Genomic DNA, 11,675 nt, shown 5'->3' with positions numbered 1-11,675 from the left:
TGAAATTAATTACCGTTCGACTAAAACTCCAACAATACGCATAAAAACAGTACAGGCAAGCCTAAAAATCAGCCTATTTTGGCAAAATTAGTAGCAAATTCACTAACTTTATTCCAATCCGTATATTCAATTTCTTTTGTTGGGTCTGTTTCACCCTTTGTCATTTTCATAATAAGTTGGATCATCACTCTATCAATCCATTTATAGCGAGGGTAAAAAAGCGCACCAGCAAATACACCTGTTAATGTTGGCTTCCAAGGTGTCTTATCTAAAAACTTGCATATATAAGAATTAGTCTCTGGCGTACTCTTTTCTTCTTTTCGTGCTGTAAGATTAACGCCAAAGAATGCTGAAGGCATATTATTGAGTTGAGAAAGATGTCGAGTTATAAATTTATCCAAGGCTTTATTAAAGTAACCATAACGAATAGAAGCACCGACCAATACCTTATTATAAGCAGATAGATTTAAGTTCTGCTGAACAGAAGTTAAATCTCTCACATCACATTCATAGCCATGCTGCCTTAATTCATTCGCAATTTGAGTCATTATTTTTTTTGTTTGACCATCAGTACTACAATAAAGCAATAGCGCGCTCATACATCACTCCTTTATTTGGTTAATCACGCCAAAATGTTGGGGTAAATAAAACCAATAATGTGAAAACTTCTAATCGACCAAATAGCATGGTCACAACAAGTATCCATTTTGCGGCAGGGTTCATCGTTGTAAAGTTGTCAGCAACAATACCTAAACCTGGCCCTAAGTTATTTAATGTCGTCGCAATAGCAGAAAATGCAGAAAACTCATCAACCCCTGTTGCTATCAGTAACATTAAGCTAATAATAAAAACCAACGCATAAGCAGAGAAAAATCCCCACACCGCTTCAATGATCCTTTCAGGAAGCGCTCGGTGCCCAAGCTTGATGGTATAAACAGCATTTGGGTGAACAAGACGTTTTAATTCTCGATTACCTTGTAAGAATAAAAGCAAAATACGAATAACTTTAAGTCCACCACCAGTTGATCCAGCACATCCACCAATAAAAGCGGAACATAATAATAGAAGAGGTAAAAATGCAGGCCATTGAGCAAAGCTGTCTGTCGCAAATCCTGCGGTTGTTGCCATAGAAACAACTTGGAAAAATGCCTGATTTATTGTTGTCCATCCCGAATCATAAACAGAATAAAGCCAAAGTATTCCACTACAAATAATGACCAACCCTATTTGAATAGAGATAAACATACGAAATTCAGGATCACGCCAATAAATATTAAGGCTTCGTCCCGTTAATACCGCAAAGTGCAGACCAAAGTTACAACCAGAAATTAATAAAAAGACCCCAATAATCACATTAATTGTTGGGCTATTAAAATAACCAATACTGGCATCGTGCGTAGAGAATCCCCCAATAGCAATAGTTGAAAAGCTATGAGATATGGCATCAAACACATCCATTCCAGCTATCCATAATGCTAAAGCGCAAACAATAGTAAGCAGAACATAGATAAGCCAAAGCGCTTTAGCTGTTTCAGCAATTCGAGGTCGCATTTTATTATCTTTTAGCGGTCCTGGCATTTCAGCTCGATAGAGCTGCATTCCCCCAACCCCTAACAGCGGAAGTATTGCTACGGCTAATACGATGATCCCCATACCACCAAGCCATTGTAACATTTGCCGGTAAAATAGAATTGCTTTAGGCAACGAGTCTAGACCAACAAGTGTTGTAGCGCCTGTGGTTGTTAGTCCTGAAAATGATTCAAAAAAGGCATCAGTAACGGATAAATGAGGTTGTTCGGAGAAAATAAATGGCAATGCCCCAACACTGCCAAGTACAGTCCAAAACAAAACAACGATGAGAAAACCTTCTTTGGGTTTTAGCTCACTTTTTTTATTTCGATTGGGGATCCACAGCATCAATCCAATAATCAATGCCACAATAAATGTTTGGCTAAATGCACGCCCAGCACCATCTCGATAAATAAGAGCGACGATACCAGGAATTATCATCGTGACAGAAAATAAGATAACGAGAAGTCCGACGATACGGGTTATTGAACGAAAATGCATTTAGCGATTTCCTTGATAGCAAAGATTATTCATTTCTGTCTAATGGTTTTAATTGCATACTACCGCGACTTATATCACGTAGTTTTATTTCAACTTCATCACAACTTGTTGCTGGAAGTGAGAGTGTAAATGTCACTTTATCAGTATATTCGCTTGATAAAATTTGCCCTTGATACTGTTCTATAACTTGCTCAAGCAATGAAACCAGTGAATACTCACACTCTACAATAAAGAACGACTGCGGCACTTTTATTTTTGTTGGCAAAAGTTTTAATGCTTGCTGAACACCACTGCCATAAGCACGCACCAAGCCGCCTGTACCTAATTTGATCCCACCGAAATAACGCACAACTACAGCAGTTACCTCTCCCATGCCACTCCCTAAAAGCGGTGCAAGAATAGGTTTCCCCGCAGTTCCTGTTGGCTCGCCATCATCAGAAAAACCCAATTGCTGAGAATCATCAGGCCTTCCGGCAACAAATGCCCAGCAATGGTGCCGAGCATCAGGAAATTGCAATTTAATAGATTGAATGTACGCTTTTGCCTCATCAATACCATCAGTGTGAGCAATAAATGTAATAAAACGGCTTTTCTTTATTTCTTCATTGAATTCAACCGTTTCAGCTGGGATCAAATAAGCTTTCATCAGGCTAAGTGTAAATCTCTTGTCATATTTTCGATTTTATTATCATGGATAATAATATTGTCTTCAATGCGAATGCCACCGAATGGTTTAAAGTGTTCGATGAGTTTCCAGTCGAAGTTTGCGTTGTACTTACCTTCGCGCCAAGGTTCAAGCAATGAATCAATAAAATAGAATCCAGGTTCAATGGTTAATACCATGCCTGGTTCAACAACACGAGTGCAGCGTAAGAATGGATACATTGCTGGTGCAGCAAGGTTTGTCCCTTTATCGTCTTGCATAAATCCCGCGGCATCATGAACTTGTAGACCTAATGCATGACCTAAGCCATGAGGCAAAAATGGTGTTGTTAAACCCGCATTTACCATTTCGTCTTCACTCACGCCTTTTACAATGCCATATTTATGTAATAACCCAGCAATGCGCTGATGCATTTGAAGATGATATTCAGTGTAACGAACGCCTGCTTTCATCGTACCAATAAGTGCTTGCTGTGCCTCATTCATATCTTTGACTAAAGCTGTAAACTCATGATTTTCTTTAGCTGAATAAGTACGCGTAATATCAGCAGCATAACCATTATATTCAGCTCCTGCATCAATCAAAAAGCTGCGATACTCATCAGGTGACTGATGATCAAGTTTTGTATAGTGCAATACGGCTGCATGTTCATTTAAAGCAACAATATTTCCATAAGGTACATCTGTATCGCGATGCCCCGTTGCCATTAAATACGCCATATTAATATCAAATTCGCTCAATCCCGCTTGAAATGCTTCGCGAGCGGCGATATGCCCATTAACAGCCATTTTTTGCGCTTCACGCATACAGGCTAATTCATAGTTTGTTTTATAAGCACGATAATAATGATAATAATTAATAAGTGACTGATTATTAGTATTATCGATACTAATACCTAATGATTCAGCACGTTGCGTATTTGGCCCAATATAAGCGGTATTTTGGTTAATGTAAGGTGCTAACTCTTTTGGAATATCATCGACATTTTTTAAATGAATTAACTCGATTTCATGAGTCCAGTAGCTATTAGGCAGGGCTTCAACACTATGCCAATAATCGACTGGAGAATAAAACCAAAGCTTTGGTTTATTAACGCCATCAACTAATAGCCAGCAATGAGCCACATCGGTCACCGGTACCCAGGCTTTGAAGTGAGCATTAACTTTAAAAGGGTAATCACAATCATCTAGAAAAACACGAATGGGCTCACCAGAATGAATCAATAAGGCATCAATATTGTGTTTGGATAAAGCATCACGAGTACGGCTTTGTAGGGTTTTGATGTGTTCTTGATAGAGAGAGAGCAATTTTTCCATTATTAATCACCTTATCTTATTTATTGTTAATAAGTCAGCTTAACACGCCAGCTCTTTCGCTGGCTAACACCACAACTAAAACAGATTATCACCATTTTAGCAGGTTTGTTTTTCTCTATTAGAGAGATAGCATGAAATTCAATTAGTTAAATATCTTCGCTGTGATCTTCTTTGCATTTTTTTAATTATACATTTGCATTTTATTAACATTATATTCACACTTAAAATATCTGGTCATACCAGTTTATACTTTTAGGGAGAATACAAATGCTCTATCAAAGCGAAAATATTCATGCCAATTGGGTGAAGCAAGGTATTGTTGAACTCGTTTTCAGCGCCAATGGTTCAATTAATAAATTAGATACAAAAACTGTTGCTATGCTAAGCGAAGCTTTAACGTTATTAGAGAAAACCCCTGACCTAAAAGGAGTTATCTTACGCTCAGACAAACCCGCATTTATTGTTGGTGCTGATATTACTGAATTCTTATCTCTCTTTGATGCACCCGTTGAAGAGTTAACTCAATGGCTACAGTTTGCCAACCAGATCTTTAATCGATTAGAAGATTTACCTGTTCCCACCGTTTCAGCAATCAATGGCTACGCCCTTGGTGGCGGCTGTGAATGTGTACTTGCCACCGATTTTCGTATCGCTTCTGCTGATTTACGGATTGGTTTGCCCGAAACCAAATTAGGCATTATGCCCGGTTTTGGTGGTTCAGTTCGCCTTCCTCGTCTTATTGGTGTCGATAATGCATTAGAGATAATTACTGCGGGTAAAGATATAGATGCTGAAACGGCCTTAAAAAATGGCCTCATTCAAGCAATTGTTCCGGTAGAAAATCTAAAAGAGAGTGCTATCGCTTTAATAGAACAAGCAATTGCTGGCAATATAGATTGGAAAAAAGCGCGACACCCAAAAAAAGAACCGCTAAGACTAACCTCTCTTGAGCATAAAATGTCTTTTAGCGTTGCTAAAGGTATGGTGATGAAAGTCGCTGGACCTCATTATCCTGCACCAATGACTGCTGTTAATACTATTGAAGAAGCTGCTTTTTTTCATCGCGAAGAAGCTCTTGCTCTCGAAACTAAAAATTTTGTAAAACTAACACGTACTGATGTGGCTAAAGCATTGGTAGGTATATTCCTCAACGATCAATATGTAAAAAGCGTCACTAAAAAACGCCATGCAGAACTGCCAAAACAAGCGGCTGTCCTTGGCGCCGGCATTATGGGTGGCGGAATTTCCTATCAGTCAGCGTTAAAAGGTATTCCTGTTGTTATGAAAGATATCAACCAGAAATCCCTTGAGCTTGGTATGAATGAAGCTTTGAGCTTATTACAAAAACGACAAGAAAAAGGCAGAATGAGCGCCGTTGATATGGCAAAAACATTAGCATCCATTCAACCGACACTCAATTATGCCTCAATTTCTGATGCTGATGTGGTTGTTGAAGCGGTAGTCGAAAATCCTAAAATTAAATCCGCCGTTCTTGCTGAAACAGAGGCTTTACTTTCTGAAACAGCAATATTAGCCTCAAATACATCAACAATTCCTATTTCATTACTCGCAAAATCACTCCAGCGACCTGAAAATTTCTGTGGTATGCATTTTTTTAATCCAGTGCACCGGATGCCTCTTGTAGAAATTATTAAAGGTGAAAAAACCAGTGACGAAACCATTAATCGTATTGTTAGTTACGCTAGCAAAATGGGTAAAACGCCCATTATTGTAAATGATTGCCCTGGATTTTTTGTTAATCGCGTGCTCTTCCCTTATTTTGCTGGTTTTTCTTTATTACTAAGAGATGGTGCTGATTTTATCGCTGTCGATAAAGTGATGGAGAAAGTATTTGGCTGGCCAATGGGTCCCGCTTATTTACTTGATGTTGTAGGTATTGATACGGCAAATCATGCTCAGGCTGTTATGGCTCAAGGTTTTCCAGACAGAATGAGCACAATAGAACGCGATATCATTGCTCTTTTATACGAGCAACAACGTTATGGACAGAAAAATAATCAGGGTTTCTATCATTATTCTGTTGATAAACGAGGTAAAAAACAAAAAACGCGAGATAACCAAGTTCAGAGTTTAATCCAACAACATATAGGAAAAACGCAAGAATTTAGCCAAGAAGCTGTCATTTCACGCATGATGATCCCAATGATCAATGAAGTTATTCGCTGTTTAGATGAAGGCATTATTGCAACGCCGGCTGAAGCGGATATTGCACTTGTTTATGGCTTGGGTTTTCCTCCTTTCCGTGGTGGTGTTTTCCGTTATATCGATACCATTGGTTTAGCTCAGTTTGTTAAAAATGCTGAACAATACACATCGTTAGGATCACTTTATCAAATCCCTGACAGCTTAAAACAAAAAGCATTGCGTAACGAAACCTATTATCCAAAGCCCAAAAAAGTTGATGTTAACATCAGAGAACTCGCTTAAGGAGAGATGAAATGGAAAAGGTTGTCATTATTGATGGTGTTCGTACTCCTATGGGGCGCTCAAAAGGTGGCGTTTTTCGCCACGTTAGAGCGGAAAGTCTCTCTGCTCAGTTAATGCAAGCACTACTAAAACGCAATCCTAATATTGATCCAAATGATATTGGTGATGTGATTTGGGGATGTGTGCAACAAACATTAGAACAAGGTTTTAATATTGCACGTAATGCCGCATTACTGGCTGAATTACCACATAAAGTTCCTGCGGTTACTGTAAATCGCTTATGTGGCTCATCAATGCAAGCATTACATGATGGGGCTCGCCAAATTATGTTAGGTGATAGCCAAGTTGCTTTAATTGGCGGTGTTGAACATATGGGCCATGTTCCCATGACCTATAATGCAGATTTTAACCCTGAGCTGAATCTCTCTGTTGCTAAAGCTTCATTTTCAATGGGATTAACTGCTGAAATGCTGGCCAAATCATTTCAAGTAACCCGTTCAGAACAAGATCAATTTGCTTATCGCTCTCATCATTTAGCCGCATTAGCGACAAAACAAGGGTATTTTGATAACGAAATTATTGCGATTAATGGGCATGACGGAGCTGGCAACTTTATCAATATGAAAAATGATGAAGTGATTCGCTATAACCCAAGTATCGATGAGCTCTCACAACTAAGGCCCGTATTTGATCCCGTTTCCGGTTCAGTAACTGCTGGTAACTCATCCGCAGTATCTGATGGTGCATCGGCCATGTTTATCACCAGTGAGCGTTATGCAAAAGAACACAATTTAAAACCAAGAGCCGTGATCTGCGCGATGTCTGTTACAGGCTGTGATCCTGCAATTATGGGTTATGGCCCAGTTCCTGCGACTGAAATTGCATTAAAAAAAGCGGGTTTAACACTAAATGATATTGATATTTTTGAGCTAAATGAAGCTTTTGCAGCGCAATCTTTGGCTTGCATGAAAAAAATGAATTTGCTTGATAGCATTGAAGATAAGATTAACTTAAATGGTGGGGCTATTGCGTTAGGGCACCCATTAGGTTGCTCGGGTTCAAGAATAACAACGTCTTTGCTAAATATCATGGAGCGCAAAGATGCTCAATTTGGTCTCGCGACAATGTGTATAGGATTAGGGCAAGGAATAGCGACTATTATCGAACGCGTTTAATGCCATGTTTGTATTATCCTCATGATTTATATCACCTGACTGATAGATTTTTCGATTGCATGGTTAAACCAACCATTTTCCCGCCGTCAGGGGCGGGCTTTTTATAGGTTTGAGTGATACATGCAATATCTGAGGAGAAATAACCGAAGACTTATTAATTAAATAAACTCAAAGGCATCACTAAATAGTCGCGTTTCATCAGCATTGCGTTCGTTACAAAAACGATCTCTCGCAATTTTTGCCATTTCAAAACGCCCCGCGATGTAGATATCGTATTCGGATAAATCACCAAAATCTTCACACACCGCGCCCAATACTGTCCCTTTTCGCCCACGCCAAGCATCATCCGGTTGCTCGACGACAGGGATAACCGATAATGAAGGATATTTTTCTGATAATTCTTGCAATTCATTAAGATCGTAAAGATGAAGGCTTTCTCGGCCTCCCCAATAAATCGTGACTGAACGTTGTGGATTTTCAGTTAAAGCAGCGAGCAGCACAGAATGGGTATAAGAAAATCCCGTTCCTCCTGCAATTAATAATAAAGGACGTTGGCTTTCTTTTCTAAACCATGCTTGCCCATGAGGCATATCAATCTTAATTTGTTGTGTTTCCAAAATAAGATCTAATACGGCCATTGCATAGAGATTAAGCTCAGATGCACCGATATGAAGCTCAATAAAGTCTTTATTCTCAGGGATAGAAGCAATAGAAAACGGACGCTTATCACGCTCATCCATTATCGCTAAAAGATACTGCCCAGCCTGAAAATCAAATGCGTCATCAGGTAATAATTTTACCCGATAAACCGTATCTGTCATCGGCTCAACAAGTGAGACTTTACAGTTCAAGATTGCCATATCGTTCCTCTGTTATTATTTAAGAATATCGAGCTGTTCCCAAATAGTATCTACTCGCTGTTTTATTTCTTCTGTCATTACTATAGGTCTGCCCCACTCTCTATCCGTTTCACCCGGCCATTTGTTAGTGGCATCAAGCCCCATTTTTGAACCTAAACCTGAAACGGGTGAAGCAAAATCAAGATAATCGATAGGTGTATTTTCCATCATAATGGTATCTCTTGCGGGATCCATTCGTGTGGTGATTGCCCAAATAACATCTTTCCAGTCTCTTGCATTAACGTCATCATCGCAAACTATCACAAATTTTGTGTACATAAATTGCCGTAAATAGGACCAAACGCCCATCATTACGCGTTTTGCGTGACCTGCGTATTGTTTTTTCATTGTCACAACAGCTAAACGATAAGAACAACCTTCAGGAGGTAGATAAAAATCGACAATTTCTGGAAATTGTTTTTGTAATATTGGAACTAAAACTTCATTTAACGCTACGCCTAAAACAGCTGGCTCATCTGGCGGACGACCTGTATAAGTCGAATGATAAATAGCATCTTTACGACGCGTTAAATGTGTAATGGTAAACACGGGGAAAGAATCAATTTCATTATAATAACCCGTATGATCGCCATAAGGTCCTTCAGGTGCCAATTCGCCAGGTTCAATATAGCCTTCAAGAATAATTTCCGCACTTGCAGGAACTTCAAGGTCATTAGAAATACATTTGACGACTTCCGTTTTATTACCTCGTAATAAACCAGCAAATGCATATTCAGATAATGTATCTGGCACAGGTGTTACTGCCCCCAAAATAGTGGCAGGATCAGCACCTAATGCAACTGCAACAGGAAAGCGTTCGCCAGGATGTTTTTGACACCATTCTTGGAAATCTAAAGCACCACCACGATGCGAAAGCCAACGCATAATAACTTTATTTTTACCTAACACTTGTTGGCGATAAATACCGAGATTTTGGCGTTCTTTTAATGGACCTCGAGTAACAGTTAATCCCCAAGTAATAAGGGGTGCCGCATCTTCAGGCCAACAATGCATAACTGGGATTTTAGTTAAATCAACATCATCACCTGTTAAAACAACCTCTTGACAAGGCGCTTTACTCAGGCGTTTTGTTGGCATATTTAATACTTGTTTAAACTTAGGTAACTTATCAAATAAGTCACGAAAACCTTTTGGTGGATCGGGTTCTTTTAAAAACGCTAGCAATTTACCAACTTCATGCAATGCTTTTACGTCTTCTTGGCCCATTCCCATTGCGACACGTTCTGGTGTACCAAATAAGTTACAAAGCACTGGCATATCAAAACCTTTTGGATTTTCAAACAGCAGTGCTGGCCCACCCGCCCGTAAAGTTCTGTCCGCTATTTCGGTCATTTCAAGGTAAGGATCTATTTCAAAGGTGATACGTTTTAATTCACCTTTTTCTTCTAGTAATGAAAGAAAATCTCTTAAATCGCGGTATTTCATCATAATCTTACGAGCCAGTGAGTGAAAGAAAAGAGGGCTTAGCCCTCTTTGAGACACTATAAGCTAAACGCATAACTCACTAAAAAGCAATGCTTTTTATTTAAAATCGTTGAGTAAACTTATAGACAACGGAATGGAACCCACTCTGCGAGCATTTTAGTATCAAACTGCTCAGGGAATGTTTTTCCATGTTGGAAAATTTTAAACCCTTCATTTTTAGCACTAAAATAATGCAGTTCATCCCCTTGGATATGCAAATAGCTGCCTTCACGGATTGCGACAACAATTTCTTCTGGGTTAATTGCACAAAATTCCGCAATCCGCTCGTCACGAGTTTCGCCCATATGCCCGCTAATGGTGGCATCAATATAGTGAGGGTTAATTTGAACAGGGAATAGACCCAATGAAGGCATAATAACAGAAGAGCGAACAGGCATATCATTGGTGGTACGAATAGTTGGTGTTGCTACATTACAACCAGCACTCCAACCAATATAGGGAATATTACGTTCGCGCACAGCACGTTGAATAGGAACAACTAATCCTTTCTCATGAAGCATTTGGTTTAATAACCAAGTATTACCACCGCTGACTAAAATGCATTCTGCATTATTAATAGCTTCAACTTCCGAATCAAAATGTTCAATACAAGTGACTTCGATACCTAAGACGTCTGATAAATCACGAGCACGTTGGTCGTGATCTGAGCGGATAACCGCATAAGCAATCAGCACTGCTGAACGAATACCGCGTTTTTTAATCATGCTATCGATAGGATCTTTAGCATAACTTAACCATTGTGGATCCCCAGCGATTTTTCCGTTACTTAATAAAAAAACTTCCATTTCAGAACCTCTTTATAATTATGGATCAAAATCTAAGATAATTATCTTGGAAGTTTTTTCTTCATTTTACCATCACTTTTTTGTCAACTTGTTATCTCTATCTGAGATCCTATTAAAACTAATAAAAACAGCGACATTTATTGCGTATGCACACAGTTTTTATTCGTTTTTTTCAGTATAAAACAACATTGTTTTCTTTTTCTTTTCTGCTGATAGTAATACTCTGTCCCCCTAATCATATATTTGTTATCATCGACAATATTAAAATTAACTAACCTATTGTCTCTATTATGAAAAACTGGCATTTACTGTATTGTAAACGAGGGCAAATCCCTCGTGCTATCGAGCACTTAGAACGCCAGCAAGTGGCATGTTTTACGCCTATGGTTGCAATAGAAAAGTTGATTAGAGGTAAACGTTCAATAGTAACAGAACCTCTATTTCCTAATTATCTGTTTATCCAATTTGATCCTGAAGTGATTCATACGACAACCATTAATTCGACACGAGGCGTTAACTCATTTGTTCGTTTTGGCCAATACCCCGTAACAGTGCCACAAGATGTGATTGAATCATTACAAATACCTCAGCTTTCACCCATTATTTATAGTGAGGAAAATGTGCCACATAGCGGGGATCACGTCTTAATTACAGAAGGAATTTTTCAAGGGATCAAAGCGATATATCAAGAACCTGATGGCGAAGCTCGTTCAATTTTGCTTTTAAATATATTAAATAGCGAAGTTAAAAAATCATTAGATAATAAAGAATTTAAAAAACAGTAGCCCAATAAAAAGTTAACCCAGCAAACG

At 38.8% G+C, this 11,675-nt stretch carries 10 protein-coding genes; 3 read left to right on the top strand and 7 right to left on the bottom strand.

Annotation, left to right across the window (positions count from 1 at the left end):
- Positions 1-68: 68 nt before the first annotated feature.
- The 4 genes from hemG to pepQ are packed head-to-tail and all read right to left on the bottom strand — an operon-like array spanning position 69 to position 4,050.
- Positions 69-599: a menaquinone-dependent protoporphyrinogen IX dehydrogenase gene (gene hemG / locus M997_RS03665; protein WP_064718748.1), complete on the bottom strand. Its 531-nt coding sequence runs from the start codon at positions 597-599 to the stop codon at positions 69-71.
- A gap of 19 nt (positions 600-618) precedes the next feature.
- Positions 619-2,070 (bottom strand): Trk system potassium transporter TrkH, encoded by a 1,452-nt coding sequence (gene trkH, locus M997_RS03660; protein WP_064718747.1) that lies wholly within the window; start codon positions 2,068-2,070, stop codon positions 619-621.
- 25 nt (positions 2,071-2,095) lie between these two features.
- Complete coding sequence (locus M997_RS03655) at positions 2,096-2,716, bottom strand: IMPACT family protein (RefSeq protein ID WP_064718746.1); 621 nt, start codon at positions 2,714-2,716, stop codon at positions 2,096-2,098.
- Positions 2,716-4,050: a Xaa-Pro dipeptidase gene (gene pepQ / locus M997_RS03650; RefSeq protein ID WP_064718745.1), complete on the bottom strand. Its 1,335-nt coding sequence runs from the start codon at positions 4,048-4,050 to the stop codon at positions 2,716-2,718. The genes M997_RS03655 and pepQ overlap by 1 nt, the downstream gene beginning before the upstream one ends.
- A gap of 267 nt (positions 4,051-4,317) precedes the next feature.
- Between pepQ and fadB the strand changes: the two genes are divergently transcribed.
- On the top strand, positions 4,318-6,498 hold the full coding sequence (fadB, locus tag M997_RS03645) for a fatty acid oxidation complex subunit alpha FadB (protein ID WP_064718744.1): 2,181 nt from the start codon (positions 4,318-4,320) through the stop codon (positions 6,496-6,498).
- An 11-nt stretch (positions 6,499-6,509) separates the two neighbouring features.
- Complete coding sequence (gene fadA / locus M997_RS03640; RefSeq protein ID WP_064718743.1) at positions 6,510-7,673, top strand: acetyl-CoA C-acyltransferase FadA; 1,164 nt, start codon at positions 6,510-6,512, stop codon at positions 7,671-7,673.
- A gap of 158 nt (positions 7,674-7,831) precedes the next feature.
- Here the strand turns inward: fadA and fre are convergent, their stop codons facing one another.
- The 3 genes from fre to pepE all read right to left on the bottom strand — a co-directional run bounded on the left by fre (position 7,832) and on the right by pepE (position 10,863).
- Entirely contained in the window at positions 7,832-8,533 is a 702-nt protein-coding gene (fre, locus tag M997_RS03635) for an NAD(P)H-flavin reductase (protein ID WP_064718742.1), read from the bottom strand.
- Positions 8,534-8,548: 15 nt separating this feature from the next.
- Positions 8,549-10,018 carry a 4-hydroxy-3-polyprenylbenzoate decarboxylase gene (gene ubiD / locus M997_RS03630; protein ID WP_064718741.1) on the bottom strand — a complete coding sequence of 490 codons (1,470 nt, stop codon included), beginning with the start codon at positions 10,016-10,018 and terminating at the stop codon, positions 8,549-8,551.
- 119 nt (positions 10,019-10,137) lie between these two features.
- Positions 10,138-10,863, bottom strand: a complete 726-nt coding sequence (gene pepE, locus M997_RS03625) for a dipeptidase PepE (protein ID WP_064718740.1) — start codon at positions 10,861-10,863, stop codon at positions 10,138-10,140.
- Between the two features lie 290 nt (positions 10,864-11,153).
- Here pepE and rfaH point away from each other — a divergent pair, with 290 nt between their 5' ends.
- Complete coding sequence (rfaH, locus tag M997_RS03620) at positions 11,154-11,648, top strand: transcription/translation regulatory transformer protein RfaH (protein ID WP_064718739.1); 495 nt, start codon at positions 11,154-11,156, stop codon at positions 11,646-11,648.
- The last annotated feature ends 27 nt before the right edge of the window (positions 11,649-11,675 follow it).

Source organism: Proteus hauseri ATCC 700826 (assembly GCF_001654965.1).
Taxonomy (GTDB): Bacteria; Pseudomonadota; Gammaproteobacteria; order Enterobacterales; family Enterobacteriaceae; genus Proteus; species Proteus hauseri.
The sequence above is the reverse complement of the archived record's forward strand: the minus strand, read 5'-3'. Positions and strand labels throughout refer to the sequence as shown.